Origin of the sequence: Actinoplanes sp. NPDC049668 (assembly GCF_044465445.1) — a bacterium.
In the GTDB taxonomy this organism is placed as follows: Bacteria; Actinomycetota; Actinomycetes; order Mycobacteriales; family Micromonosporaceae; genus Actinoplanes.
In genome coordinates this window covers 106032-131974 of sequence record NZ_JBITLR010000003.1, presented here as the reverse complement: position 1 = coordinate 131974, position 25943 = coordinate 106032, and the positions used below count along the sequence as shown (strand labels likewise).

Genomic DNA, 25943 nt, shown 5'->3' with positions numbered 1-25943 from the left:
GTGGGGCGGGACGTTGCACCATGCGAACCACGACACACCGTCCCTGGCAACCCACTTGGGGGACGTTTGGCCATGTCACGCGGCAATCGGGGTGCGGCGAGAGCGCCGATGACGGCCATCTGATCGCCGACCGAACCTCTCGAAGGCGTGCCGGACGGGCCTTCAGGCGATCTTCTGAAGGTTGCCGCCGTAGCAAATGATTCGCATACGGGAATTAAGCAACACGCCCTCTATCGATTACCCTGCATGCCCGTGAGCACTCGTCCATACGACTGATGGCCCGACAATGCCTGCGATACCACAATGGAGCGTTGGCAGGAGGTGGCCCAATGGCTGGGTTGTTCGATGGTTTCGAGGGCTACCGTGTGGTCAGCGAGGCCGAGTCGCGTGAGGCGTTGACGAGTGCGCTCGTCGCGGTCGACGCGAATGTGCTTCTCAACCTCTACCGCTACAACGCCCGGACAACGGCCGATCTGCTTGCGATCTTCGAGAAGTTGGGCGACCGCCTCGTCGTGCCCTACCAGGCAATGCGGGAGTTCCACCGCAATCGACTCAAGGCGATCGGCAACCCTGAACAGGCAACCAGCGAGGCGCGCAGTGCACTCGAGAAGACCCGTGCCGGCACGGTGCGCGCTCTCGACACTTGGTCCAAGCAGTTGGCGATCGACGACGCCGAGCTTCAGCGATTGCATGACGACGTCGACGTAGTGTTCCAGCGCCTACAGGGTGCGATCGACCAGGCTACGCCCGACCGCGTCCATCCGTCGACGTCAGCGGATGAGGACCCGGTATTGAACAAGCTCGCAGAGCTACTGGCTGACAAGGTTTTGCACCGCCCCGCCGAAAAGACATGGAATGCATTGATCGTCGAAGGCAACCAGCGCGTCGACAACCTGATCCCTCCCGGCTACCTCGACGCCGACAAGGGCGATCAACATGCCGAGGGCGCCGCTGGCGACTTTCTCGTCTACACCCAGGCGTGCGACGAAGCGAAGTCACGTCAGATGGATCTCATCATCGTCACGAACGACGAGAAGGAGGACTGGTGGTGGCGGCGTGGGCCGGACATGATCGGCCCACGGCAGGAGATGACGAAGGAATTCTTCGACAACACGGGGAAGCGCCTGTTCCTGATGCGCGCCAGCGACTTGCTCAACCGGTCACAGGTCCTCGACGTCGAGGTGAATCCGCAGTCCGCCAGAGACGCGGACGTCAACCGCTCGGACATCGCGGAGTCCGGGAAGTGGACGGCCGAGGCCGTCGAGATGCTGCTCGAACGGTTGCGAGGTGAAGGACGACGGGACCTCGCCGACATCATCAACGCGGCAGCCGCCGCGGGGGGCTCCATCAGCCGCGAGGAAATCTACGTACTGTGCGACTACCGCGACGATCGAAAGCTGCGAGGCATCACCAGGCCCGCAGCTCGCATCACAGCTGACCTCCAGTCGGAAGGAATCCTCCCGCCTTCGGTCGCGCCGATGATGAAGTCGGTATACGTCGACGCCGGTCAGCTAACGGCGATCCGCATTCCGGCCGAGGTCGTGGACATTCTGAACCCCGAAACGCGGCCGTCCGGGACAGTCTTGGAGGCCGAGCCGGCCGGCAAGTACCAGCCGCTCACCGAGTACCTCATGGCCCTGGACGCCGACACCGTCTCCATGAGGTTCAGCGAGGTCGAGGACATCCTCGGTGAGCCGCTCGCGCCGTCAGCCCGGAAGCACCTCCCGTACTGGTACTCCTCGCAGAACTCGCTCGGCAAAGCCATCACAACCGCGGGGTTCAAGGCAAGGGGCGTGCGAACGGAGACCGAGATCGTCGACTTCGTCCGTCGGTCATTGTGATTCAGCAAGGAGCCATCGGACGTCAGTGAGGCCCGACCTCGAGCCGCGCAACTTCCTTCGGTTCTGGGATCGTCGGTGCGAGCCAGCGGGCGTGCGCCGGATCACGGCGCATGACGCCCGGCGCACCTGCGGGACGCTGCTCGCCGACCTCGACGTGCACTTGCGAGTCGCGATGCAGATCTAGCGGCACGCCAGCTTCAAGATCACGATGGAGATCTACACGCAGGTCACTGACCAGCAGACCCGCGACGCGCTCAAGCGCCTCGGTGAGCGCCTGGGTCGATGACCGATTGCTGTACTTCGCTGCTGTACCGGCCGGTCCGAACCCGCGAGCATCGATGCGATACACGCCTTGACCAGGCATTGTGTGGGGCGGGCGGGACTCGAACCCGCGACCGAGGGATTATGAGCACTTCGGCTATTAACGCTGTGCTGACCAGCATAAACGCAGGTCGACGACGAACGTACGGGCCACAGTCCCTTGCTGTACAAGACGGGCCCGGCAGGTGCTGGAACACCTGAGCCCCGGGCCCTTGATCGCCCCAGGAGGCGACCCATGAACATGATGCCCGAACCCACCAACATCAGCGAGCAGATCAACGACAGCCTGGCCGAGCTCGCCCCCGACGACAGCACCGAGTACGGCAAGGGATACGCCGACGGCTACGTGGCCGGCGTGGCCTACGCGAGGACCACTGCTGTTACGGCAGGAGTTGGCGAGGACGGCAAGAACGCGAGGACCGTGGCGAAGTCGCCGGCCCAGCAGCTCGTCGACGACACGGCGGCCCGGTGGGCAGCCGAGAACCGGCGGCTGCTCCGCTGCCCGGACTGGTGCACCGACGACCACGGCCCCGTCGACGAGCGGGACGACCTGATCACGCACATGGGCGACGACCACACCGACGGGACCGTCCGTCGGCTGCTGGGCGGGCGCGTCGAGGTACAGGTGGCCCGCACGGATTGCCCGCTGGAGGGCAAGGTGGGCGTGCCGAACCTGTACGTGCGGTGCGAGGTGGAGCTGACGACGTGGGAGCAGGCGGCCGAGCTGGCGCGCGCGATCCTCGACGGCTTCGGCTACCTCAAGGGCGCCGACCAGGACTGATTCGGCACCTGCGTGCCGAATCCGAGCGGCCCGCTCCCCTACCCGGGGCGGGCCGCTTCGCGTTACTCGCCGTCGGGCTCGTTCAGCTCGGGCCGGCGCTCGCGGACCCAGGCCTCGACGTCCTCGGTGTCCCAGACCTGACCCATGGCCAGGTGCGCGATGGGCTCGGGGAAGTCGCGGCGGCTGGTGATCTGGTAGGCGCGCTGCCGGGTCACGCGCAGGCGCTCGGCGATCTCCGCGGCGCCCATGACCCTCAGCTTGCCCATGACGATCACGCTATGAGCTGGCTACTTTACAGCAGCGTGATATCGCAACCCCTAGTCATGGCCGGTTGACTAGTTGTAAAGTCCCGCACGGAGGCGGCGGCTAGGGGCCGTGAGAGATCTTGTGGCCGTCGCCTCCCTTCCATCGCGACAGAGGGGCAACCATGGCCACCGTCGAGCACATCGCGCACCGGCCGTCCTGGGACTGCCTGGCCTGCGGCAAGCCCTGGCCCTGCGACCCGGCGCGGGAGAAGCTCCGCGCCGAGTTGAGCCCGGTCCAGGTCGCCATGTACGCGTGGGGCAACCTCGAGGAGGCCGCCGGCGACATGCCCGGCCTGCCGATCTCCGAGGCCTTCGAACGGTTCCTCGCCTGGACGAGGTGACTACGTCGGAGGAGGCACGACCGCGGCCTTGATCGCGGCGATGTCCCGCTCCATGGTGGTCAGCCGCGTCTCGACGGAGTCGGTGCTGAGCGCGGCCCTGCGGGCGTGGATCGCGGCGAGCTGCAGGACGCTGGAGGCGTAGACCTCGGTGCCTGGCTTCAGGTCCGGCTCGTACAGTTCCCGGCCGGTCGTCTCGGTGATCTTGATCTTGTCATCGGCGAACGCCACGTCGGTCCCCCACCTCTCCTCCAGCCCCCACGGGCTGGTGTCGCGCTCCTGCGCGGTCGTGTAGCGCGCGCTGAAATGCGCGTGCTCGTAGTGCCCGTTCGGGCCGTTGTAGTCCCGCCAGTCCCAGCCCCACGAGCGCGAGGCGATGCGGCCGTTGCGGATGATGTTCTGCAGCCGGTCGTCGCGGCCGCGGTGGTGGTTGAGCCGGATCAGCTCCACGCCGACGTCGAAGACGAAGCCGTTGATCCACGGGCCGGTGTCGTCGACGTCCAGGCCGTGGACCTCGTCGACGTTGTCGGCGTCCTCGTACGGTGTCCGGCCGCTCTCGTCGCCGTTGTGGTCAGAGCTGTTCAGCGCATGCGCGCGGTCGCCGAGCCAGCCGTCGGAGCCCTTGTCGCGGCGCGGGCCCAGCAGGTTGAACTCGCGGCGCAGGGCGACCAGGCACGGTACGAGGATCGGGGCGGCGGCCATCAGCGGATCACTCCCTGGCGCTTGAGCTCGACGATGACGACCGCGGCGCCCCGCTCGGCGATCTCCTGCTTCTCGGCGGTCGACAGGCCGTTGGTGTTCTTCTCGATCGTCTCCAGCGCCGAGGTCTGCGCGGTGGTCTCGGCCTGCAGCTGCTCGACGCGGCCGGACACGCCGCCGGCGACCGCGGCGCCGCCGCCGATGCCGGCGAGGATGCCGACCAGGCCGAGGATCTCGCCAGGCCCCCAGTCGGTGAACGCGGCCAGGCCGATGGTGACCGCGCCGAGGACGGCGATCAGGCCGACGGCCGGCCAGGTGAGCTGCTTGATCATCGCTCCTCCTACAGGGGTCGCAGGAACTTCCAGGTGACGTGGGACGAGAACCGGGACGAGGCGTTGGTGTTGACCGCCCCGGACGAGTCCTGAAGCGCCATCACCTCCACGTAGTCGGTCGTGCCGTTCATCTCGACGATGGTGTTGCCGGAGACGCCGGTCGCGACCGTGGCGCCGGCCGTGCGGGTGCCGGAGGCGATCGACCCGGAGCCGTTCTTGCGCAGCGACACGTCCATGCTCGCCGGTGTGGTCTGCGCCGCGGAGTAGTAGGTGAAGTGGAACTCGTAGTAGCCCTCGAGGTTGGGCGTGATGCGGGTGTTGTTGACCGCGGTGTCGTGGAAGCCGTCGGTGTCGATGTCCTCGGTGGTCCAGGTCAGCGCGGTGACGGTGTTGTCCGGGATCGACTGCGCCACGGCCTGCACCATGCGGCCGATCGGGTACCGCTCGATCGGCATGTCGGAGGCGTCGATGTCCTCGCCAGGAGCTACCGCCATGTCATCTCCCCCACTTCTTCGGGTTGGCCAGGTGGACCTCGTCGCCGGCGGACAGCCACTTCCGCACCCCGTTGACCGACCGGCGCACCGTGGCCGTCTGCGTGTACGGGCCGGAGCCGGAGGCGGCGCCCATGGCCGTGCAGGTGACCACCTCACCGGCGATCTTCAGGTCATACGGTGTCGCGGTGGTCGACCACCGGTCCCGCGGGCTCGTGGTGCTCAGGGTCAGCGAGGTGGCCGACGGCGCGTAGGTGGTGCCGCCGAGCACCGTGGTCGCCGAGGACCACTTGTCGCCGCTGTCGTAGCGGCCCACGTCGAAGGTGTCGGCGGGCTCGCAGGTGAACGCGAAGATCGTGCGGTGCGTCTCGATCGTCCGCTCGATCGCGATGACCAGCAGCGGGATGGTGTCGAACTCCAGCCCGGCCACCGTGATCAACATGCCGACGTCGACGCCCTGGCACGCCTCTTCCAGGTCCGGCCGGTTCCGGACGTTCACCAGGATGTCGGTGTAGCGGGCCCGGCCCACGGTGCCCTTGGACCGGTACCACTCGGCGATGCTCTTGAGCTGTTCGTCGAGCTCCACGTTGACGTCGACGCGCTGCTTCTTCTCGCCGATGCCGTTCGGCTGCTCCGCGGTCGACAACGGCCCGGACTCGAGCACGGCCGTGTACTCCCCGCCGGCCGCGTTGGCCGCGGTCACGTGGTTGTACAGGTCCTTGTCGCCGGTGATCTTCCGCAGCGGAGGGGTGATGTCGCCCGGCCACTGCAACTCCAGGGCGGGCGTCTGCCCGCTGCGGAACTTGCGGGTGATCATGGTCAGCCCGGTCGCGTCGAGGCGCTCGTCGACGATCAGCGCATCGTCGGTGCGCATGATCTCTTCCAGGTGGGATTGCAGCGTGCCGGCGCGCTGGAAGCCCATCAGCTCCGTGTCGTCGAAGTCGCCGTCGAGGTACCAGAGCAGGCCCTCTTCGTCCATGAGCCGGCCGAACCGGTTGGCCGCGGTCTCGCCCGGGTAGCCGTCGAACGAGCGGGTGATCTCGTTGGACTGCAGATTGTCCGCGGTCGTGGTGACCGCGAACAGGTGCCCGATGCCCGCGTCGACCAGGTGCGCGTTGCCGGCGATGCGCCAGCGGGTCAGCGCGCCGACCGTGCCGGCGAACGTGTCCGTGACACCGAACACGGTCCCGGTGCCCTCGGTGTACCAGGCCGGCTCGGTGGTCACGGTGCCGCCGGACTCCGACACCTTGATGCGGTGGATCAGCCACTGGTTCGGGGCGGCGCCGGCGCCGAACGCGCTGTTGTGCGAGTTGACCGACGCGCCGGAGGAGTCGACGACGTCCCACTGGTACGACGTGTTGTTCACGGAGAACGTCCAGCGGTAGCCGTTGGAGCACCACCACTGGATGATCGGCCGCAGCGTGCCGTCGGCGGGCAGCGCGGCGAGCTGCAGCGCGAGGGACAGCTGCCACCCGGCGGTGGCGGACGCGGACGCGAAGACTCCGGTCATGACGCTGTCGGCGGCGAGGCTGATCACCTCGGATGAGCCGCCGGACCCGTCGTTGCCCTGGAACGTGACGTTGAGCTGCGTGCCCGGGCGCCCGTTCGGGGCGGCGTTGGTGAGCGCGGACGCGTCCCGGCCGTCCTCCATCGGCCAGTGCCCGATCAGCCGCGGCACGAGGCGCTGCGGCGCCCGGTACATCGGCGACTGCAGCGTGGTCGTCCAGGACAGCACCCGCCTCAGCAGGCCCTCGGCGACGACACGGCAGACGGCTTTGCCCTTACCCGCCGGCTCCGTGCCGGGCGTGGGCCGGCCGGCCACGTGAGCGAGGGACCGCTCCGGGGAGAAGCTGGCCGCTTCCGCCTGCGTCGCGGTGAGGTCGTTCTGCCGCACCCGGCACCGGGTGTACCGGCCCACGATGCCGTAGAGCGGCGACATCGGGTTGTCCGGGTCGTACCGGTCGTCCTCGTTGTCGAGGGTCACCTCGATCTTCGCGGCCTGCAGCTCGCCCGGGATCCCGTACCGGTAGGTCTTGATCGGCGGATCGGTCAGCACGCGCTGATCGGTCCACGTGGAGGTGGCCGGGTCGAAGAACTGGAAGACGACGTCCTGCTGCTGGCTGGCCACGGCTAGACCGTGATTCCCAGGACGCGCGGCGACCCGCCCCGCTCCGTGACCCGGTCCGCCAGCACTCGGATCAGCGCGTCGACGAACCCGTCACCGGTCACGTACACCGGGGCCCGGCCGCCGCTCGAGCTGCCCGCGGGCGTGATGGTCTCGCCGGCCTGCAGCAGCGCGAGGCCTTCCGAGCCGGGCGCTCCGGGCATGACGCCGCCGGAGTGGAACTTCGGGATCTTCGGCACGCTGATCGAGTTGCCGCCGATGCCGGGCACCCAGCCGGGCACCGACCAGGACAGCCGGCCGATCGTGTTGTTCCACGCGTCGGCGACGAAGTTGAACGCCATCCGGAACGGCGCGGTGATGAACCCGGCGATCTTCGAGAAGGCGGTGCCGAGCCAGCCGGGGATCTTCTTCAGGAAGTCCCAGGTGTTGCTGGCCGCCTTCTTGATCCATCCCCAGGAGGCGCGCCACGCCCGCTGGAACCAGTCCGTCTTCGTCGCGATCAGCACGATGATCGCGATCAGGGCGACGATCGCCAGGATGATCCACGTCGTCGGTGACGCGAGTTGGGCGATGTTCCAGGCCCACTGCGCGGCCGTCACCAGCGCGGTGGCGCCCATCATCGCGGTCAGCAGCGGCGTGACCAGGGCCATCTTGTCGGCCCACTCCTGCAGCTCCGGAGGGTTCGCCTCGTGCATGGCGTCGTTGAGGTCGACCTGGGCCGTCTTGGCGTCGATGTTGGCCTGCGACGCGTCCCGGGTGGCCTGGGCCTGGTCCTCCTGCGCCTGCCGCAGGTCGATACCGGCCTGCTTGAGGTCGATGTCAGCCTGCCGGGCCTCCGCGCTGTTCTTGCCGTGCTCTTTCACCGCGGCGTTGTAGTCGTCCAGGGCGGTCTTCTGGTCCAGCTTGGCCTGCGTGGCATCCAGGACGGCCTGATCGCTGTCGATGGTCGCCTGCTTGGCGTCGCGGGTCGCCTGGGCCATGTCCTCGGTCGCCTGCATGACGTCGACGTTCGCCCGGGCGAGCCGGGCCGCCTTGTCCCGGGCGTAGTCCTGGACGTCGGCGACAGCCTGCAGACCGCCGCCGAGCGCGTCGATGGCGTCCATGGCGCCGGTGGTGGCCGCGCCGAGGTCGCCCAGCTTGCTGCCGTAGCGGTCCGACGCGTCGCCGGCCTTGTCGTAGTCGGTGCTGGCGTTCTTGGCCGCGGCCGCGACGTCGTCGGTGGCGGCCTGGGCCTTCTTCGCGGCCTGCTGCAGCTTGGTGGCGTCGCCGGCGAACTCCAGCGTCATCGTGTTGCCGGCCATCAGTCCTCCACCAGGCCGGCGTTGCTGATGACCCTGCTGATCGACTGCTGCAGCTGCTCCTCGATCTGCGGCCGGATCCGGCGCAGGGTCGGGTAGATGTAGCGGCCCTCGCGCAGGAACTCGCGCGGCGCCGGACGGCCGGCGACGCGGCCCTGGCCGCCGAAGTCGAGCCAGGGGAAGTACGGGGCCCGCTTGCCGCCGACGCCTACCCGCGCCGAGGTCCGGGTGGACCGGGCGACCATGCTGCGGCGGGCGGCGCCGGACACCGACGGCACCTCCGGCTTCGCCTGGTCGACGAGCAGCTGGGCCGCCGCGTTCAGGGCGAGCCGCAGCTCCTTCGGGGCATCGGCGTCGACGGCGCGCAGGCCGCGGGACAGCTGGGCCAGGCCGCCGACCTCGATCTTCGCTTCCACCCGGTCACCCCTTCGCCTGCTCGATCTCCATCTGCCTGCGCTGGGCCTTGATGCCGTACCAGACGGCCCAGTGCGCGAACTCCAACGAGGTCATCTCCCGGCGCATCCGGGCGACGGTCATCCCCAGCTTCTGGGCCAGGAAGAACTCGAACCAGAGGTCGGACTCGTCACTCTCCAGCTGCTCCCGGATCGCTTTTGGCGGCGCCCTCACCAAGGCCGGACAGGTCGCGGATCTTCTCGGACAGCGTCCGGAAGTCGCCGCCGGCCGAGGAGCTGCGCTGCCACTTCTCGACCTGGGCCAGGGTCAGCTTCGGCTCGACCAGGCAGGAGACGACGTTGCGGCGCTCGATCAGCGCGTTGTCCTCGGTGCCCTTGCCGTTGAACATCAGCTCGTGGCGGGACAGGCCGCGGAGCCGGACCGTCTTGCCGCTCGGCAGGGTCAGGTCCTCGCCGTCGCCCAGGTCGCCGACGAGCAGGTCGTCGGCGCTCGCGTACTCGGTCACGATGCCCTCCTCAGGCGCTCTGGTCGGTCGAGTCCCACTCGTCCGACGGCTCGGTCTCCAGCGCCCACGTCCGGTAGCCGGCCACCGGCGCGGTCTCGGTGTACTTCGTGACGACGACCTCGAACTCGTCCTGCGGCAGCCCGGCGCCGGTGCCCTCCGGCCGGTACTGGACGGTGACCTTCGTGCCCACGAGCGGCTTCAGGACGGCACGGGGGCCGGACGCGGAGTCGTCGTACTTGCCGGAGCAGCCGAACGCCCCGTCGAGCAGCGTCGGGTCCTTGACCACGGCGTTCTTGCCGTACGTCGTGTTGTCCTCGGTCCCGCTGCTCTGCTCGCAGTTGGAGTCCGTGCAGAACGTCGAGACGTCGTTGCCGTCGATGATGATCACGGTGTGCTTGCTGTGCTTACGCGCCACGATGCCCTCCTCAGGCCGAGGTGCCGACGATGAACACGTCGTAGGTGACCGAGGTCGACCCGGACGAGTTCGTGAAGGTGAGCAGGTCGCCCGTGCTGGCCGTGACGGCGACCTTGGCGTCCGCACCGCAGGCCCAGGCGAATACGCCGCCGGGCGGCACCGGAATGCCGTCGCCGAGCGCGAGGAACAGCGGCACTCCGTTGGTGCCCTCCCGGATCACGTTGACGTTGTTCGTGTTCGCCGCCGCGGCCTTGACCATGACGGCCCGGACCTCGGCGAAGACCATCGACGCGCCGAACGGCCCGGCGAGCGAGCCGGCCAGGTCCAGGTTCTCCGTGGCGCTGGCCGCGAGAGTCCGCTGGTCGTGGAACAGGATGTCGGCTGCGTTCGCGCCGGTCCCGTTCGACAGCTGGATCTTCGCCGTCAGCGTGGCCGCGTCGACCGGCGTGCTGAGGTCGAGCAGGTTCTTGAAGGTCGTCGCGATCTCGAACGTCGCGACCGTCTTCAGGGTGGTAGCCATCAGTCCTCTTCTCCAGGGCCTACAACGGTGGCTTTGAACATCGCGGCGAGGTAGGAGACCCCTCCGACCTTCTCGACGTCGAACTCGCACGAGGTGACCGTCAGGTCGTCGCACGTCGTCCACGTCCACGCCTCGAGGGCGCGCTTGACGGACTTCGGGCCGTCGCCGGACGCCCACTGCGTCACCGTGTCGCGGGCTGCGCGGGTGGTCACCTTGGAGGCGAGCAGCACGATCGGGAGGTCGGTGAACCGGTCCTCGCCGCGCTGGTAGGCCTCGTCGAAGTCGACCGACTGCGGGTAGGAGACGTAGCCGGCCGGCGGCACGAGCGTCTCCGGCGGGTACGCGAACACGCGCAGGCCGGTGATCTGCTCCAGCGCCTGGGCCACCTCGTCCATGACCTTGTCGAGCCTCATGCCGCCCACCAGTTCCGCACCAGCGGCTTCAGCGACGTCCGGAAGTCCGGGTCCAGCTGGGCCAGCAGCCGGATCTCGCCCTGCTCCGACGGTGAGCCGGAGATCCCGAACGGACTGTCGCGCCGGGCGGCGAGCCGGGCCGCCTGCAGGTAGGCGCCGGTCGGCACCGCGCTGGGCACGTTCGTCCAGCCCCACAGCGCCGAGATCGTCACCGGGCCGCCCGTGGTCAGGTGGATCCGCTCGTACGGCTTGCCCTTCTGCAGGGCGTTGACCGGGCCCAGGGTGTAGGTGTCCAGCTCGGTCGCGTTCTCGTCGAGCACGATCATCGAGGCGACCGACTGCACGTCGTCGATCTCCGCGACCCAGCAGCCCTGGTGCCGGTCGTAGACCGTCGCGTACTCGCGAGCCTCGACCAGCGGCACCTTGCCGAACTGGCGGCCGCAGAAGTCGTCGACGTTGCGGGAGACGGTCGTGGCCCAGAGCGCCAGGAACACGTCATCGGCGGAGTCGTCGATGCGCAGGTAGCTGCGCAGACCCTCCGCGGTGATGTAGTCCGGCTTCCAGGCCACGGCCGTCTCCTCCTCAGACCAGCGCCCGCGGAACCACGATCAGGTTCGCGGTCAGGTACGCGTCGGTGGACGCGTCGGCGTCGGTGAACAGCACGGTGACGAACGGCTTGGCCGGGTTCGGCTTGAGCGACACCACCCGCTGCACGTTCGCCGTGCTGGCGCCGGTGGCCGCGAGAGAGCCGTCGGTGGTGGCCGCGGTGACACCGCCGCCGGTGGTGGCGGACTCGCCCACCGACCAGGTACCGCCGGTGTTCCCGGCCGCGCCCTCGACGTCGAGGATCAGCAGGAACCGGCTACCCGGTGGGTAGGTGCGCACGTCGAACTCGGTGGCGGCCTTGCTGGTGCCGCCGTCCTCGTCGAACGCGGGCAGGATGTTGACGACGGTGACCTGATCGTTCAGGGACCAGCGCACAGTGCTCATGGTCAGCTCTTTCCGCTCAGCGCCTTGTAGGCGTTCGTGTTCTGCTGGGCCGCGTCCATCCGCGCCCACGCGGTGAACTCGACCTGGCGGTACGCCTGCCGGGCGTACGGGTTCACCATGATCTGCACGTCCCGGACGCGGCGGATCACGAAGCCCTCGCGCAGGTTGCCGAACACGCCGCACAGGTCGGTCGAGTCGTCGACGTCCAGGTCGACGAACGCCTGGTCGATCCGCACCGGGTAGCCGAGCAGCGTGCCGCCCTCGGTGCCGGTGCCCATCGTCGCTTCGCCCGGACGCCACAGCGGGTCGCCGTGGGAGTCGACCATCTTCTTGATCGTGGCGAGGGTCTGGTCGTTGAACGCCCACTTCGCGCCGGGTCGGTACGCCGGGTCGACGGAGTGGATGAACGTGATCAGGTCGGCGTAGGTCCAGCCGGTGTTAGCGGCCGGCTGCACCGGGGTCAGGCCGTCGACGATGCCCTGCGGCTCACCGGAGCCGGACCCGCGGACCAGGTGCACCGCCTGGATCCGGGCGATGCGCTCGCCGAGCTTGTCCGAGACGAGGCCCTGCACGTTGAACGCGGCGTCTTGGAGCAGCTCCAGCGACACCCGCAGCGGCGTAGCGGACGCACCGCCGGACATGTAGGAGTAGGCGCCCAGGCTCGCGGTGCCGAACACCAGGTCCGCGCCGCCGGAGAACGTGCCGCCCTCGTTGACGATCTCGCCGCTGTTGGCGGTGTCGTCGACGGTGACCCACGGCAGCGGCGCGCCGGTGCTCGTGGTGATGGTCTCCGCCTCGTTGGCGATCCCGCCGAAGGCGACCATTCGGTCCACGATCTTCTGCCGGAACGAGTCCGGCACCAGGTAGCCGCCCTCCGGCGCAGATCCCTCGCCCTGGGCGTTCGTCGGCGCCAGCTGGCTCAGGTCGGCGTTCGGGCGGCCGGTGCGCAGGAAGTTGTCGAACGCCTTGTCGATGGTGTCCGCCGGGCGGGAGCCGCTCGACGGCACGCCCGCGGGGGTCCGCACGACGTTGTAGGCGGCGTTGCGGGCGCGGATCTGCTCGGTGCGCTGGGCGCCCTTCAGCTCCTGCTCCATGCCCTCGTAGGCGGTGACCTCGTCGTCGGTGAGGCTGCGGTCCGCGGCCCCGTCGACGAGCGCGGTCATCGCGGCGGTGATCTCCTCGATGGTGCGCATCAACCCTCCCGGGTTGCCAGGGCGCGAACTCGCGCCGTGATGAGCCGGGACCGGTTGTCCGGTCCCGATTGCTTGGTGGCCACCCGATCGGCCAGGTTGGCGTCGACCATCTGCTGCGCCGAGTACCAGGTGGTCGCGGTCATGGCCTTGCGCCAGGCGGCCGGCTTGCCGCCGGCGCGCTCGGCGTAGATCGAGGCGATGTCGTCGCTCACGGCGTCGCCGATGTCGGCCATCTGCCGGACCTCCGCCGGGGAGCCGACCGCGACCAGCTGGGCGTCGTGGACCATGCCGCGGGAGCCGGTCGCCATCACCCGGTGGTCGGCCGCCTGGATCAGAAAGCTCGCGGCGGACGCGGCCAGGCCGTCGACGTGCGCGGTCACCGTGGCCGGGTGCGACTTCAGGGCCTCGTACATCGACAGGGTGTCCCAGACGAACCCGCCCGCCGAGTTGACGTGCAGGTCGATGGCCTTGGCGTTGAGCGCGTGGACCTGCAGGACGAAGTCCTGCGCGTCGAGGTCAAATCCGCCGATCATGCCGCTCACGTACAGCTTCGGCGTCGCGGCGTTGACCAGCCGGAAGCACGGGGCGGCCGCGGCGGTGACGCCCTCTGCGGCGCGCCAGGCGGCGCGGAGCGCGGCGAGGTTACTCGGCTGCGGGATCATCGTCGTCCTCCTCGGCCGGGTCCTCGTCGGGCGCCGGCGCGGGAGCGGGAGCGCCCAGCACGTCGCCGCCCTCGACCGGGGGCAGGTTGCGGATCTTGCGGGCCTCGTTCACGGTCAGGAACGGCTTGCCGGTCTGCGCCAGCAGCAGCTCGATCTCCCTGTCCGGCGACGGGCGCTCCAGCCCGGCGAAGTCCATCTCCAGCCAGCGAGGCCGGGCCAGCAGCCGCGACCCGCGGCCCTCCAGCCGGTTCGCCCAGGGCGCCAACACGGTCCGGCCCAGGGCTCGGTTCTGCTCCTCGACGCCGGTGCCCCACGAGGTCTGCTTGTCCAGCTGCATCAAGAGCGTGGGCGGCACGCCCGTCCAGCGGGCGACCTCCTCGATCTGGAAGCCGCGCGACTCCAGGAACTGCGCCTGCTGGGCGGTCATCACCCAGGGCTGGAACTTCAGCCGGCGGTTGACGATCGCGATGGTGCCCGCGTTCTCGTAGCCGTTCACCGACCGGTTCAGCTCGGCGCGGATCTGCGGCAGGTCGTCGACCAGGTCGACGTCATCGTCCGGGGTCGCCAGGCCGGAGATCAGGGCGCCGGAGGAGAACGCCTTCGCGGCTGCCCGGTCGGCGGCGATCGACGTGCTCATCGACATGCAGGCTGCCTGGAGCAGGCCCATCCCGTGGATGCCGTCCAGGCTCAGCGCGGGCACGTACCAGAAGTCGCGTTCGTCGAGCTTGACCTGCGTGCCGTCGTCGAGCGACACCCGGAACCACTTCCCGCCGACGGGCAGCCGGTCGGGGTTGGCGTACTCGTCGGTCGTCGGCTGCTCCACGGCGAAGCTGACCGGGTGCACCAGCGGAAGCCGGACCAGGCTGCCGGCCTCGTTGCGGACCTTCAAGGCGCCGGCGCGCCCGTGGATCACCAGGTGCGCGAAGAGAGTTTCCTCCCATTCGAACTGCGTCTGGCCCTCGTCGCCGTCCGGGTTGTCGAAGATCGACGCCACCCGCTCGGGCATCCCGCCGGCGCCCTCGCGGTACGAGCGCAGCGGCAGCGACGCCAGGGTGCCGGAGATCAGCGACACGGCGCGGAAGACGGCCGACAGGCCCAGGATCGTGTGCTGGTTGACCGAGGCGCCGGCCAGGTCGACGTACCCGCCGGGGTTGAAGTACGCGGCGAGCGCGGGGTCGGCGATGGACAACGTGGAGTTCTGCGGCTCTGCGCGTCTGCTCCACGGCCACTTCACGATGCTGAGGTTACCTCACTATCCCGTACCGTAGGACTCATGTTGACGCAGGTCGAACAGGCGCTCGCCGCGCAACCCGCCGAGGACCGCGACGCCGCCGCGGCCGAGCTCGCGCTGACCTACGCCCGCGACATCGACGCCGGCGGCGACCTGACCAAGCTCGGCCCGGGCCTGCTCGCCACGCTCGAAGCCCTCGGCCTCACCCCGCGCGCACGGAAGGCGGTGAAGTCCGATGGCCAGCAGCCCAGCGCCAACCCGCTCGATCAGCTCGCCCAGCGTCGTGCTGGGCTCGGTCGTCCCCAGGCTGTGGACACCGCCGCTCCGTGACCTGAGCGACCCGGCCGCCAGCTGGGGCCACGTCTTCATCGCGTTCTGCATCGCCATCGGCTTCCCGCTCGACCCGTGGCAGCGGTGGCTCGCCATCCACCTGGGCGAGCTGTTCCCGGACGGCTCCCCGCGGTACCGCAAGGCGATCATCCTGGTGGCCCGGCAGAACGGGAAGACGCTGTTCACGCGCCTGCTGATCCTCTACTGGATGTGGATCGAGAGGGTGCCGGAGATCGTCGCCACGAGCACCGACCGGGCCGCGGCGAAGCGGTCGTGGAAGAAGGTCGTCGAGCTGGCCGAGCGGACGCCGCTACTGGCCGAGAACCTGGAGCCCCGGCACACCGCGCTGCAGATCGGCGAGGAGGACTTCTGGAACACCCACGGGGCCCACTACCGGTTCGCCGCGCCGACCCGCCGCGCCGGCCGCGGCGACACCCTGCCCCGGGCACTGCTCGACGAGCTGCGCGAGCACCGCAACCGCGACACGTGGGATGCCATCGTGCCGGCCATGAACGCCGTCGCCGACGCCCTGCTGGTGTGCATCAGCAACGAGGGCGACGCGGAATCCGTTGTGCTGCACGAGGAGCACGACGCCGCGGAGACGTTCATCCAGACCGGAGAGGGCGACCCGCGCACCTTCCTCGCCTCGTGGAGCGCGCCGTCCGGGGCACCTCCTGACTCCGTGGAGGCGCTCGCGCAGGCCAACCCGGGGCTCGGGCACCGGGTCCAGCTCGACGCGATCCTGGGCCAGGCCCGGGCGGCGATGGCCGCCGGCGGCGAGACGCTGGCCCGGTTCCGCATCGAGATCCTGTGCCAGCGCGTCGACCTCCTCGAGGCCGCGATCCGCCTCGAGGACTGGAACGACTGCGGCATCCCCCAGGCCCAGGCCGTCGACATGGCTGGCCACCGCCGGTCCGTGGCGCTCTGCTTCGACGTCAGCGACGACAGGACGCACGCCACGCTCGCCGCCGCGGTCACCCTGGACGGGATCACCCACATCGAGATCGTGGCCGCGTGGCAGGGCTACGAATGCCGCAAGCAGCTACGCCGCGACCTGCCCGGACACGTCGCGAGGATCAAGCCGCGCAAGGTGGTGTGGATGCCGGGCGGGCCGGCCGCCGCGGTCGCTGACCAGTGGCCCGGGCGCCGGCTGGGCAACGTGCTGCTGGAGGAGGTGCGCGCCGAGGAAGTCGTACGGGCGTGCATGGGCCTCGAAGAGCAGGCCGCGGCCGGGCACCTGCGCCACGTCTTCGATCCACTGCTCGACCTGCACGTACGGCAGACGCAGCAGCTCCCGCAGGGCGACGGGTGGCGGTTCGCCCGGCGCGGCCAGGCCCCGATCGACGCCACCTACGCCGCGGCCGGCGCCGTGCATGCCGCCCGGGTGCTGCCCAGGCTCGGCCCGGCCACCTGACCGCACACACAAAAACAGGTCAGCGGGTGCCAGCCGGGCCACCCTCCGTGAACTTTCACCAGCTCGACACCGGACGTGGTGCGGGCTGCTCGACGATGTGTGTGGGCCTGCTGAGGTTGCACCATGCGCACGCTGCCCTGCAGTTGGCAGGGTCGTACTTGTCCCCACCCTGGCCCAGTGGGTGGATGTGGTCGACGTGCTCTGCCCGCCCTGTGCACCCCGTGCCCTGGATGGTGCACTGCCACCTGTCCCGCTCCAGGATCTTGAGCCGGAACGCCCTCCAGCGGGTGTCCGACCCACCTGCCCAGGCCTTGCTCACCGCAGTGCCAGCACCAGCGCGATGAGCCCGATGATGAAGACGGCGGCGTAGAGGCCGGCGCCGATCCAGAACGCGGTGACGATGCGGTCGGATGGCTTGCTCATGGCTGGTCCTCTCGGTTCTGCTGGCGTGCGAGCTTGGCTGCGTGCCGCTGCTGAAGCCCGTAGTCCCTGCGCCGCTTGAACTCGGCCCGCTCATCGCGGCGTTGCGCCCGCTTGCGCAGCGTCTCCTCCACGGCCGCCCTGAGGCGCGCTTCCCAGTCGATGGGTTCGGGCATGCCCCTACTCCCACTCGTCGATGTAGCGGATCTCTGTGTACAGGCCGTCGTAGGCGATGGCGTGCGTGTAGCCGCTGGTCCAGATGATCGGGGTGAGCTGCTCCAGGTGCTCGCCGTCGGTGTCGATGCGCCAGGCGACGATGCGGCCGATGTCCCGATGGAGGACCTTGCCGTCCTTACTGCGCTCGGTGACGTGGACCTTGATGGGCTGACCCTGCGGGATGACGTTCACGGCTTCCTCTCACTTCCTCCCGTTGGTGAGAGGTGAGAGATCCGAGAGGAGCGAGAGCTTTCCTCTCACTTCTCTCACTCTTCTCAGATCTCACTCTCCCCAGACCGAGAGATTGGTCAGCGACTACTCAGGGCTTGGTAGTAGCCACGCATCGGTGAATCGATCTTGCTGCTGTTCGTCAGGCGGCTCAGGGCGTTGCGGATGGCGGCCTCGGTGTGCGCCGGCGTGAGCTTCGCGTTGATCTCGGCCGTGCTGAGGGTTCCGCCGACGGCTTCGAGCAGCGCGATGACGGCCTGGGCTGGCCCGCCGAGCTTGCTGTTGCTGGCCTTCGCTTCGAGCATCTCGGACGCGCTTCGGGTGTCCTCGTCGCCCCAGACGATGCGCCCGGTCTCGATGTAGGGCTCATCGCCGGCTTCGACCTCCTCGGGCGGAAGGTCGAAGCGCACCGAGGTGAGCCGGTAGCCGATGGAGGGCATCTTCGGGCCGACGTTGCATTTGACGTGGCAGAACATGAACTGCCCGTCGTCCTCCTCCAGGCAGTAGAGGACGGAGCGTGGCAGTGTCGCGAACGCCTTCGAGCCCATGATGTTGTTCAGCGGGTCCGTTCCGCCGGATTTGTTCACGTGGATCAGCGCCAGCACGGCCATGCCGATGCGCTCGCACAGCTTCACGAGCGGCTCCAGGGCCTGCTGGACCTCGGCCTGCTTGTGGGTGTCGATCTTCCCGTCGATCACGGCCATCAGCGGGTCGATCACCAGCAGGGCCGGGCGGACCGTCCGGAACGCCTCCTGCATACGCCGAATGTCTTGCGGCGCAACGATTCCGCGCTCCTTGCCGTCCTCGTCGTGCACGGCGATGTGCAGCACCAGGTCCATGTCAGCGCTGGCTGCGAGAAGCCGGGGCACGATGGTGTGCGACCAGCTGTCCTCGGTGGCGCACACGATGACGTTCTGCGGCCGGCCCTCGAATCGGCCCGGAAGCACGCCCCGAGTCAGCCGTGCGGCGAGGTCGGCCCAGACGGTGCTCTTGCCGATGCCCTCCCGGCCGGCAAGCAGCGTGACCATGCCGTGCGGGATGCGGCCGCGGTACAGCCACTTCACGCCCCGCATGGCAATGCTCGACGCCTTGGTGAGCACCACGCGCGCCGGGCGGGACTCCTCGGAGGAGCGCCTGGTTCGGTCGGGCGCGCCCTGGTCGAGATGCACGCTCGCGTCGTCCGCGGCCTCGAGGTAGTCGACCTGCGCCTCGGACTGGCTCCGGTCGCAGGTCTCGCACTTCGAGCCGACGAACACCGTCCGCGGCATGGCGTGGTGCTGGCATTCCCAGACCTTCACGAGCGACTCCGGCGAACCCACTCGCGCCCGTAGAGCTGCTCGATGTACCGGTCGAGCGCCTTGACGTTGCGCGAGTCCGGCTGCCACACGCTGCGGCGTACGGTGGGCTCGGTGGCCGGCCTGTTAGCAGCAGGCCGGACACCCCCATCCCGGCCCGTCATCAGGCACCGCTCTTGCGCGCGGCCTTGGCCCTGCGCACCTGTGCGGACTTCAGAGCGAGCCGGAGGTAGTACGCCTTCTTCGCGTGCTCGGCGCGGATGGCGACCTGGGCGTCGTCGAGGTCCGGGAACGCCTCGCGGATCTGCCTCTCGAACCGGCCGGCGAATGCTTGGCGAGCGGGGGCGGTGCGGGCGGCGAAGTCAGGGGTGCTCGCCCATGAGGCGGAGGCGGCGATCGATGCGATCAGGGAGCGATCCGGCCGCGGCTCCGCGGGAGGGCGGAGCGCTGTCATCTCCTGGGCGTCGCTGGGTTCGGTTGTCACGTGTGGTGCCCTTCCGGGCCGTGACCAGGCACGATGCACGCAACTCTTACGCTCCCGCCCGTGCGAACAGGGACTCAAGGAGGTAGAGTCGCGCCTTGGCGGCATGGCGGTGCTACCAACACCCTCTGTCGCCTGCGCTTGGCTAACGGTCCTGCGCTGTAAGGGCCCCGACGGTGGTGACTTCCCAAAAGCAATCACCGTCGGGGCATCCGAAGTCTGTCTCGGATGCGCTGTACCTTACTGCTTTCTTGGGCCGTCGCCTAACCGTTGTACATCGCGTCTCGAACTATTACTCGCTGCGCTGTGCGCCAGCACACTAGGTATTCGAACGGGCGTTTCAATCTCGCACGTTGTGCCAGGTCCGGGCATGTACGCCCGATGCGACATTCATGTCAATCTGCCATTGCCAATTGCCTTGACAACGACAAGCGATTCTTGACATCGAAACACGGTTACTGACATCGAAACACGGTTACTGACAGCGATACGCGATAACGGCTTCCGCTTAGAATATTCGCTCAGCGCATGACAGTGCAGTCTCATGGCATATTTCAGAGGCAAGGCCGTAACGCTAGGTGACCTACAGTCGGTCGCCACGGGCCGCGCGGCGGTGGGCCTCACGCGCCCGCCCGTCGGCCGCCGACGCCGCGTACCGGCCGACCATCTGCCGAGACCGCCAGCCGGCCAGGCGCATCAGGTCGGTCTCCTGGCCGCCGGACGCCAGCCAGTCATTGGCGAAGCTGTGCCGGAATCGGTGCGGGTTGACGTCGGGCACGCCCGCCTGGTCGCCGCGGCGCTCGAGCATCTGCGCCAGGCCGCTCGGCGTCATCCGACCCTGCCGGCCGAGCCACAGCGCCTCGGTGATCTTCGCCTTCGGGTGCTTGACCCGCGCGCGCAGGTAGCGGCGCAGCGCGTCGGCGGTCTTCGCTCCGAACGGCGCCGCACGCGGCCGGCGGCCCTTGCCGACCACGCGGAGGACGTCGAGCTCCCAGTCGACGTCCTCGACGGACAGTCCGCTGATCTCGCCCAGGCGCACGCCGGTCTCGATGAGCACGCGCAGGATGGCGGTGTCGCGCCGGGCCTCGAAGTCGGTGCCCTTGGCCGCTTCCAGTAGACGGCGCAGCTCGTCGTCGCTCAGAACCGGCACTGGCACCTCGGGCACCGAGGGCGGGCTCATGCGCTCCATCGGGGAGCGGGTGATCTCGCCGTCGTCGAGCAGCCAGCGCCAGAACTGCTGCAGCGACCGGTAGTGCTTGGCGGTGGTCGACGGAGACAGCCGGTCGAGCATGTCGCCGAGGAACGCCTCGATGTGCTCGCGGGTCACGCCGGTGACGGTGGTGGGCATCCCCTGCGCCACAAGGAAATCGGCGAGGTTCTGGCCGCACCGGAGATAGCTGGAGATGGTCTGCGGCGACCGGTTGCGCGCCTTGAGGTGGCGCGCCCAGTCCGGCAGCAGGGTTCGAATGTCGTCGAGGTCTTGGGGTGGGGCGCTGGTTTCTGGCCTCATGGAGGCGTACTGTACCTCGGTGTACGAACGTTGTGCAGTCGTCCAGGCGACTGAGTACCTTGCTTTTGTGCTGGTGGTGGGGCGGGCGGGACTCGAACCCGCGACCGAGGGATTATGAGTCCCCTGCTCTAACCCACTGAGCTACCGCCCCGTACCGGCGGCGATCCTATCCCGACCCGCCGGGGGCGGGCCAGTGATCTACAAACCTGCGCCGGTCAGGGCGTCGAGGGATGCTAGGACCGCGCCTGCCGTGCGCCAGCCGCCGGCCAGGGCGCCCTGGATTGATGGGCTGTCGCGGTGGTCGCCGGCTACGAAGAGACCGTCTCCCAGGGCCACCGGTTTGCGCAAGCGGGATTGTGGGACGGTCGCTGCGGGGAGGGCTTCCGGTATCGAGACCACGCTGAGTAACTCCCAGTCGTCGGTGGGGGTGCCGTAGATTCGGGCCAGTTCGACCCGGATGACCGCCTCCGAGGCGCCCGAGGGGGCCGCGACGCCTACCGAGGAGGCCGCTATCAGGGACTTTCCTGCCGGGGCGTACTCCGGTGCGGCGTTTGACACCACCGTCGTGTTCGCCACGATTTCGCGGCGGTCGCCGTCCAGGAGGAGGGTCGGCTCGTCTATCGGGGCGTGGTCGGCGCCGAAATAGAACGTTGTCAGGCCGCGCATGTCCGGCTTTGGTAGTTGGGGTAGCAGGGTCGCGGCGGTTGAGGGGTCGGTGGCGACGATGGCGGCGCGGCAGTGGATGTCGCCGCCGTTGGTAATCACCTTGCCCGGTGCTACCAGCAGGGCGTGGGCGCCTACCAGGAGTTGTGGGTACGGGAGGGGGCCGGCGACCGCCGCGGGGAGGGCCGCCATGCCGGCCGCCGGGACGCCGATGCGGCCGCGGGCGAATGAGCGCAGCACCATCGCGAGCAGGTGGCTCGAGGTGTCCAGGGCGCGGTCGGCGAAGACGCCCGACAGGAACGGGCGGAGCAGTTCCTCGATCATGCGGTGTGAGAGGCCCGCGCGGCGTAGGGCCTCCTGGGTCGTCATTTCCGGGGCGTCCAGCAGCCGGCTCGGCGGGTAGGTGGCGCAGCGGGTCGCCAGTGTCGCGAGTTTCAGGCGGTCGGCGAGGGAGCCGATGCCCGAGTTCAGCGCCTGGGCCGCCGCCTTCGGGTCGCGTAGCGGGTTTTCCAGGCGGTGCAGGGACGAGCCGCGGCGCACCAGTACGCCGGGAGTGAAGTAGCGCATGTCCAGGACGTCGATGTCGACCAGCGCGGAGAGCCTCGGGTACGCCGTGTTGACTACCTGGAAGCCGCGGTCCAGCCGCCAGCCGTCGACGATGTCGGTGGTGACGCGGCCGCCGAGGCGGTCGGCGGCCTCCACGAGCAGCCAGTCGACGCCGGCACGGTCCAGGCGCCGGGCGGCGGCGAGGCCGGCGAGGCCGCCGCCGACGATGACGACGTCCACCGAGACGGGATGCGACACAGGCACCTCACAGGAGGACGGACAACGCAGGCTCAGCCTAGCGGCGGAGTCGGCGGCCGGCGGGTGAAAGAGGGAGGAAGGCGCAGGTCAGGGAAGTGCATTCAGTCGTTCGCGGGCGGTGGCGATCGGCCAGCCGAAGGCGCGGGACAGGTCGGCGGGCGTTGCCTCGATCATGGTTTCCGCGAAGCGGGCGGTGGCGTATCCGGGGTCCGCGGCGCCGCCTACGTCGAAGAGCCGGCAGGTCAGGTCCATGACGGTGGCGGGCCAGCCGGCCCGGCGCTCCTCGACGCCGGCCGAGGTGACCAGCAGGTGTCGCTGCAGGGCGGACATCGCCCGGTCGTAGCGGCCGCGGTCGCCGACGAGTTCGCGTAGCGCGGCGGTGGGCAGCGGGCCGGTCAGCAGGGCCTCGGCAATGCGGTGGGCCTGGTCGGGCAGGTCGAGCGCGGCGTGATCGGTCGGGTCGCCGTCGCCGGGGTACAGCGCGGTCAGCAGGGCCGGCGAGAGCAGCGAGGCCCGTTTGTGGATGAACTTGCCGTACCACGCCGCGCCGGTGGTCGGCAGTTCGTCCTTCCAGCCCCAGACCCGGGCCTCGAGGACTCCCATGCCCTCGGCGAACGGGGTGGCGTCCGGGCCGGCCACCGCCTCCCACAACGACGGGGCGATGACCTTGTCGGCGGGGAACAGCACCGTGAAGCCGACCCGGTCTATGAATGTGCCCGCCTCGGCGGCGGTGGTGAGCGGTGGGTCCGGCAGCCAGCGGTCGCCGCGGGCCCGGGCGAGCGCGTCCTGGTCGTGGACGGGTGTCGGGGGTGTTGAAGCAGCGGCGGCGCGGTTGGACGGCATGTCGGGACCGTATCGCCCGGCTGTGACATTCACGGGGGTCTCCGACGCCGGGACCCGGCCCATGGTGGAGGCCGGACGACAGTCACGCGATGCTCGGCCCCACAACCCACGGCGACATGATTGCCCCGGATTCCTAGACTGCCGTCATGGTCAGTTCGCCGCCGGTCGTCGCTGAGTTCGGCGGGCGGCTGGAAGGGCTGGGCTGGGTCAGTGATCTGCTGGTGGCGGGGTCTCTGGCGACCGGTGACTATCTTCCCGGCGTCAGCGACCTCGACCTGGTCGCCCTCGTCGACGGCCCGGTGGACAACGGCCGCCGGGCCGCGCTCGCGGCGCTGCACCGGCAGCTCGACGCCGACGCCGGCCGGGAGGCGAAGCTCGGCTGCGTGTACGTAGACGCCGGCCGGCTCGCCGACGTCGACGCGAAGCATCCGACGTGGACCCACGGGCTGCTCGTCCAGCGCATCCTCTCGGGGATCTCGCGGGCGGAGCTCGTGCGGCACGGGTTCGCGGTGTTCGGCCGCCCGCCGCGGGAGGTGCTGCCCGCGATGAGCGACGACGCCGTTCGGGAGGCCGCCCGCGCCGAGCTGACCGGCTACTGGGCCTGGGCGGCCCGGCGGCCCTGGATCTGGTGGGATCCCGAGCTGGCCGACCTCGGTCTCACGTCGATGGCCCGCGGCCGCCATGCCCTGCGCGACGGCGAGCTGCTCACCAAGAGCGCGGCCGTCGAGCGCGCCGACGCACCGGCGTGGCTGCGGGACCAGCTGCGCGCCCGGCGACGCGGCGGCAACGTCCGGTCGCCCCGGCTGCGAACGGCCCTCGTCGCCTGGCGCGATGCGCGCCGAACCACCCGCCAGGCCGCAACCCGGACCGCAACGCCGACACCTGACGAAAGCACGGACGGCCGGGCCAACACCTGACGACAGCAGCGCGGGTCAGGCAGGCACAGACCGGCACCAGGAATCGAGCGATTCGCGAAGAGTGTCCGGATCGCCGGCCCGCGGGGAGGTCGAAAAGTCGAAAGGCACGATCACTGCGTACGTGATCATGCCTTTGAGCTGTGGAAGAGCTCCCCCGATTGGACTCGAACCAATAACCTGCCGGTTAACAGCCGGCTGCTCTGCCAATTGAGCTACAGGGGATTGCTGCACCCCGACCCCCGCGTCAGCGGTTGTCGTGGCGACCGGAACGACAATACATGACCGCGCCGCCGACACGGGAGCCGGGTGACCCTGGCGCGCCGCGTGGTGCGTAACAGGTGATGAAACTGCTCCCGGTGAATGACGGAGCGGCAGGATGGGTATGCAGCGGGTCAGACGCACGAGCGTCATCGAACGGAAGGAGCCGCCATGCGCGGAAAGCTCATGTTCATCACGGGTCTCGCGGCGGGCTTCGTCCTGGGCAGCCGGGCAGGCCGGGAGAAGTACGAGGAGATCGCGGCGAGTGCCAAGAAGGTGTGGGAGCACCCCACGGTCCAGGAGGCCGCAGGGGTCGCCCAGGCACAGGCCAACAAGCTCTACACCGAGGGCAAGGACAAGCTGAACCAGTCCAAGCTCGGTGAGAAGCTGCACACGGCCGGCGGCACGTCGGACAGCAGCCTCTCGAGCACCGGCGCCGGCTCACTGTCGAACGGCACCGGCGCCAAGTACTGACATGACGCAGTTCAAGGCCCGGCCCAGGAAGGGCCGGGCCTTTGCACGCTACGAGAACGACGAGCGCGGATCAGGACGAGGACGAGAAGGCGGCGTCGAACGCCGCCGACGGTGGGTCGAACGCCAGCCGGCGGACGAACTGCAGCGCCTCGGGCGCCCCGACCAGCCGGTCCATGCCGGCGTCCTCCCACTCGATGGAGAGCGGCCCGGCGTACCCGATCGCGTTGAGCGCCCGGAAGCAGTCCTCCCAGGGCACGTCCCCGTGCCCGGTCGAGACGAAGTCCCAGCCCCGGCGCAGGTCGGCCCAGGGCAGGTGCGACGACATCCGGCCGCGGCGGCCGTCGCCGGTGCGGACCTTCGCGTCCTTGCAGTCGACGTGGTAGATGCGGTCGGCGAACTCGAGGATGAAGTTGACCGGGTCGAGGTCCTGCCAGACGAAGTGTGACGGGTCCCAGTTGAGCCCGAACGCCGGCCGGTGCCCGATCGCGTCGAGCGTGCGGCGGGTGGTCCAGTAGTCGTAGGCGATCTCGCTGGGGTGCACCTCGTGGGCGAAGCGGACGCCCTCGGCGTCGAAGACGTCCAGGATCGGGTTCCACCGGTCGGCGAAGTCCTGGTAGCCGCGGTCGATCATCGAGTCGGGTACCGGCGGGAACATCGCGACGGTGTGCCAGATCGAGGAACCGGTGAAGCCGATCACGGTGTCGACGCCGAAGCGGGCGGCGGCCCGCGCGGTGTCCTTCATCCGCTCGGCGGCCCGCTGGCGTACCTGCTCGGCGTCGCCGTCGCCCCAGATCGCGGCGGGCAGGATGCCCTGGTGGCGCTCGTCGATCGGGTGGTCGCAGACGGCCTGGCCGACCAGGTGGTTGGAGATCGCGAAGACCTGCAGGTTGTGCTTGGCGAGCTGCTCGCGCTTGCGGTCGAGGTAGTCGCTCTCGGCCAGCGCCCGGTCGACCTCGAAGTGGTCGCCCCAGCAGGCGATCTCCAGGCCGTCGTAGCCCCACTCGGACGCGAGCCGGCAGACCTCCTCGAACGGCAGGTCGGCCCACTGGCCGGTGAAGAGCGTAATGGGTCGGGCCATGTCATCTCCCTGTCCGCGGCCGCATCCTCGCGGCCGCACAAAGGGGTTCCGCTGGCCCGCGTGAGGGCTGCGGGCCGGGCGGCACGCCGCAGGGACGTCGCGGCCGGGCCGGGTTTGCGCCTCCCGGCCGGCCCGCCC

The 25943-nt window shown here is 69.5% G+C and carries 32 protein-coding genes, 2 tRNA genes and 1 pseudogene; 8 read left to right on the top strand and 27 right to left on the bottom strand.

Going from position 1 to position 25943, the window contains the following annotated elements:
• The first annotated feature begins 329 nt into the window (after window positions 1-329).
• The 3 genes and pseudogenes from ACIBSW_RS13230 (at window position 330) to ACIBSW_RS13220 (ending at window position 2943) form a co-directional block, all read left to right on the top strand.
• A complete protein-coding gene (locus ACIBSW_RS13230; protein ID WP_354722555.1) occupies window positions 330-1841 on the top strand; it encodes a PIN-like domain-containing protein in 1512 nt (503 codons plus the stop codon).
• 37 nt (window positions 1842-1878) lie between these two features.
• Window positions 1879-2127: pseudogene (locus ACIBSW_RS13225) on the top strand (tyrosine-type recombinase/integrase); the annotation flags it as partial.
• Between the two features lie 270 nt (window positions 2128-2397).
• Window positions 2398-2943: a DUF6907 domain-containing protein gene (locus tag ACIBSW_RS13220; RefSeq protein WP_354722554.1), complete on the top strand. Its 546-nt coding sequence runs from the start codon at window positions 2398-2400 to the stop codon at window positions 2941-2943.
• 62 nt (window positions 2944-3005) lie between these two features.
• On the opposite strand, the gene ACIBSW_RS13215 is transcribed toward ACIBSW_RS13220, so the two are convergent.
• Window positions 3006-3209, bottom strand: coding sequence for a DNA-binding protein (locus ACIBSW_RS13215; RefSeq protein ID WP_354722553.1), 204 nt, complete (start codon window positions 3207-3209; stop codon window positions 3006-3008).
• 161 nt (window positions 3210-3370) lie between these two features.
• On the opposite strand from ACIBSW_RS13215, the gene ACIBSW_RS13210 reads away from it, so the two are divergent.
• Window positions 3371-3589: a hypothetical protein gene (locus ACIBSW_RS13210; protein WP_354722552.1), complete on the top strand. Its 219-nt coding sequence runs from the start codon at window positions 3371-3373 to the stop codon at window positions 3587-3589.
• Here ACIBSW_RS13210 and ACIBSW_RS13205 read toward each other — a convergent pair whose 3' ends face one another.
• The 15 genes from ACIBSW_RS13205 to ACIBSW_RS13135 all read right to left on the bottom strand — a co-directional run bounded on the left by ACIBSW_RS13205 (window position 3590) and on the right by ACIBSW_RS13135 (window position 14877).
• A complete protein-coding gene (locus ACIBSW_RS13205; protein ID WP_354722551.1) occupies window positions 3590-4288 on the bottom strand; it encodes a hypothetical protein in 699 nt (232 codons plus the stop codon).
• Complete coding sequence (locus ACIBSW_RS13200; protein WP_354722550.1) at window positions 4288-4617, bottom strand: hypothetical protein; 330 nt, start codon at window positions 4615-4617, stop codon at window positions 4288-4290. Before ACIBSW_RS13200 ends, ACIBSW_RS13205 begins: the two co-directional genes overlap by 1 nt.
• An 8-nt stretch (window positions 4618-4625) precedes the next feature.
• The gene (locus ACIBSW_RS13195) at window positions 4626-5111 is read right to left on the bottom strand and encodes a hypothetical protein (RefSeq protein WP_354722549.1); all 486 of its coding nucleotides are present in this window, start codon (window positions 5109-5111) and stop codon (window positions 4626-4628) included.
• A gap of 1 nt (window position 5112) precedes the next feature.
• Window positions 5113-7236, bottom strand: coding sequence for a hypothetical protein (locus tag ACIBSW_RS13190; protein ID WP_354722548.1), 2124 nt, complete (start codon window positions 7234-7236; stop codon window positions 5113-5115).
• A 2-nt stretch (window positions 7237-7238) separates the two neighbouring features.
• The gene (locus tag ACIBSW_RS13185) at window positions 7239-8534 is read right to left on the bottom strand and encodes a hypothetical protein (RefSeq protein ID WP_354722547.1); all 1296 of its coding nucleotides are present in this window, start codon (window positions 8532-8534) and stop codon (window positions 7239-7241) included.
• Window positions 8534-8947 carry an HK97 gp10 family phage protein gene (locus ACIBSW_RS13180; RefSeq protein WP_354722546.1) on the bottom strand — a complete coding sequence of 138 codons (414 nt, stop codon included), beginning with the start codon at window positions 8945-8947 and terminating at the stop codon, window positions 8534-8536. Before ACIBSW_RS13180 ends, ACIBSW_RS13185 begins: the two co-directional genes overlap by 1 nt.
• 167 nt (window positions 8948-9114) lie before the next feature.
• On the bottom strand, window positions 9115-9450 hold the full coding sequence (locus ACIBSW_RS13175) for a hypothetical protein (protein WP_354722545.1): 336 nt from the start codon (window positions 9448-9450) through the stop codon (window positions 9115-9117).
• 10 nt (window positions 9451-9460) lie between these two features.
• Window positions 9461-9865 carry a hypothetical protein gene (locus tag ACIBSW_RS13170; RefSeq protein WP_354722544.1) on the bottom strand — a complete coding sequence of 135 codons (405 nt, stop codon included), beginning with the start codon at window positions 9863-9865 and terminating at the stop codon, window positions 9461-9463.
• Between the two features lie 10 nt (window positions 9866-9875).
• Complete coding sequence (locus tag ACIBSW_RS13165; protein ID WP_354722543.1) at window positions 9876-10385, bottom strand: hypothetical protein; 510 nt, start codon at window positions 10383-10385, stop codon at window positions 9876-9878.
• Entirely contained in the window at window positions 10385-10798 is a 414-nt protein-coding gene (locus tag ACIBSW_RS13160; RefSeq protein WP_354722542.1) for a hypothetical protein, read from the bottom strand. The genes ACIBSW_RS13165 and ACIBSW_RS13160 overlap by 1 nt, the downstream gene beginning before the upstream one ends.
• Complete coding sequence (locus tag ACIBSW_RS13155) at window positions 10795-11367, bottom strand: hypothetical protein (RefSeq protein WP_354722541.1); 573 nt, start codon at window positions 11365-11367, stop codon at window positions 10795-10797. Before ACIBSW_RS13155 ends, ACIBSW_RS13160 begins: the two co-directional genes overlap by 4 nt.
• Before the next feature lie 13 nt (window positions 11368-11380).
• Complete coding sequence (locus tag ACIBSW_RS13150; protein ID WP_354722540.1) at window positions 11381-11788, bottom strand: hypothetical protein; 408 nt, start codon at window positions 11786-11788, stop codon at window positions 11381-11383.
• A gap of 2 nt (window positions 11789-11790) precedes the next feature.
• Complete coding sequence (locus tag ACIBSW_RS13145; RefSeq protein ID WP_354722539.1) at window positions 11791-12981, bottom strand: phage major capsid protein; 1191 nt, start codon at window positions 12979-12981, stop codon at window positions 11791-11793.
• Window positions 12981-13643, bottom strand: coding sequence for a head maturation protease, ClpP-related (locus ACIBSW_RS13140; protein WP_354722538.1), 663 nt, complete (start codon window positions 13641-13643; stop codon window positions 12981-12983). The genes ACIBSW_RS13145 and ACIBSW_RS13140 overlap by 1 nt, the downstream gene beginning before the upstream one ends.
• Window positions 13624-14877: a phage portal protein gene (locus ACIBSW_RS13135; protein WP_354722537.1), complete on the bottom strand. Its 1254-nt coding sequence runs from the start codon at window positions 14875-14877 to the stop codon at window positions 13624-13626. The genes ACIBSW_RS13140 and ACIBSW_RS13135 overlap by 20 nt, the downstream gene beginning before the upstream one ends.
• Before the next feature lie 39 nt (window positions 14878-14916).
• Here ACIBSW_RS13135 and ACIBSW_RS13130 point away from each other — a divergent pair, with 39 nt between their 5' ends.
• Together ACIBSW_RS13130 and ACIBSW_RS13125 are read left to right on the top strand one after the other, a co-directional pair.
• Window positions 14917-15204, top strand: coding sequence for a hypothetical protein (locus ACIBSW_RS13130; protein WP_354722536.1), 288 nt, complete (start codon window positions 14917-14919; stop codon window positions 15202-15204).
• Complete coding sequence (locus ACIBSW_RS13125) at window positions 15110-16618, top strand: terminase (RefSeq protein WP_354722535.1); 1509 nt, start codon at window positions 15110-15112, stop codon at window positions 16616-16618. The genes ACIBSW_RS13130 and ACIBSW_RS13125 overlap by 95 nt, the downstream gene beginning before the upstream one ends.
• A gap of 55 nt (window positions 16619-16673) precedes the next feature.
• On the opposite strand, the gene ACIBSW_RS13120 is transcribed toward ACIBSW_RS13125, so the two are convergent.
• From ACIBSW_RS13120 to ACIBSW_RS13080, 9 genes are all read right to left on the bottom strand, one after another.
• Window positions 16674-16937 carry an HNH endonuclease signature motif containing protein gene (locus ACIBSW_RS13120; RefSeq protein WP_354722534.1) on the bottom strand — a complete coding sequence of 88 codons (264 nt, stop codon included), beginning with the start codon at window positions 16935-16937 and terminating at the stop codon, window positions 16674-16676.
• 100 nt (window positions 16938-17037) lie between these two features.
• On the bottom strand, window positions 17038-17214 hold the full coding sequence (locus ACIBSW_RS13115) for a hypothetical protein (RefSeq protein ID WP_354722533.1): 177 nt from the start codon (window positions 17212-17214) through the stop codon (window positions 17038-17040).
• 4 nt (window positions 17215-17218) lie between these two features.
• Complete coding sequence (locus ACIBSW_RS13110; RefSeq protein ID WP_354722532.1) at window positions 17219-17446, bottom strand: hypothetical protein; 228 nt, start codon at window positions 17444-17446, stop codon at window positions 17219-17221.
• Between the two features lie 116 nt (window positions 17447-17562).
• Window positions 17563-18780 (bottom strand): AAA family ATPase, encoded by a 1218-nt coding sequence (locus tag ACIBSW_RS13105; protein ID WP_354722531.1) that lies wholly within the window; start codon window positions 18778-18780, stop codon window positions 17563-17565.
• Between the two features lie 160 nt (window positions 18781-18940).
• The gene (locus ACIBSW_RS13100) at window positions 18941-19261 is read right to left on the bottom strand and encodes a hypothetical protein (RefSeq protein ID WP_354722530.1); all 321 of its coding nucleotides are present in this window, start codon (window positions 19259-19261) and stop codon (window positions 18941-18943) included.
• A gap of 580 nt (window positions 19262-19841) precedes the next feature.
• Window positions 19842-20768, bottom strand: coding sequence for a tyrosine-type recombinase/integrase (locus ACIBSW_RS13095; protein ID WP_354722529.1), 927 nt, complete (start codon window positions 20766-20768; stop codon window positions 19842-19844).
• A gap of 74 nt (window positions 20769-20842) precedes the next feature.
• Window positions 20843-20919 (bottom strand) — tRNA-Ile (locus ACIBSW_RS13090).
• A gap of 47 nt (window positions 20920-20966) precedes the next feature.
• A complete protein-coding gene (locus ACIBSW_RS13085; protein ID WP_354722528.1) occupies window positions 20967-22235 on the bottom strand; it encodes an FAD-dependent oxidoreductase in 1269 nt (422 codons plus the stop codon).
• A gap of 87 nt (window positions 22236-22322) precedes the next feature.
• Window positions 22323-23078, bottom strand: a complete 756-nt coding sequence (locus ACIBSW_RS13080) for a hypothetical protein (RefSeq protein WP_354722527.1) — start codon at window positions 23076-23078, stop codon at window positions 22323-22325.
• Between the two features lie 146 nt (window positions 23079-23224).
• Here ACIBSW_RS13080 and ACIBSW_RS13075 point away from each other — a divergent pair, with 146 nt between their 5' ends.
• On the top strand, window positions 23225-23995 hold the full coding sequence (locus ACIBSW_RS13075) for a nucleotidyltransferase domain-containing protein (RefSeq protein ID WP_354722526.1): 771 nt from the start codon (window positions 23225-23227) through the stop codon (window positions 23993-23995).
• Between the two features lie 149 nt (window positions 23996-24144).
• On the opposite strand, the gene ACIBSW_RS13070 is transcribed toward ACIBSW_RS13075, so the two are convergent.
• Window positions 24145-24217, bottom strand: a tRNA-Asn gene (locus ACIBSW_RS13070).
• A 207-nt stretch (window positions 24218-24424) separates the two neighbouring features.
• On the opposite strand from ACIBSW_RS13070, the gene ACIBSW_RS13065 reads away from it, so the two are divergent.
• Window positions 24425-24727 carry a hypothetical protein gene (locus ACIBSW_RS13065; protein WP_354722525.1) on the top strand — a complete coding sequence of 101 codons (303 nt, stop codon included), beginning with the start codon at window positions 24425-24427 and terminating at the stop codon, window positions 24725-24727.
• Window positions 24728-24797: 70 nt separating this feature from the next.
• Here ACIBSW_RS13065 and ACIBSW_RS13060 read toward each other — a convergent pair whose 3' ends face one another.
• On the bottom strand, window positions 24798-25805 hold the full coding sequence (locus ACIBSW_RS13060; protein WP_354722524.1) for a sugar phosphate isomerase/epimerase family protein: 1008 nt from the start codon (window positions 25803-25805) through the stop codon (window positions 24798-24800).
• Window positions 25806-25943 lie beyond the last annotated feature (138 nt).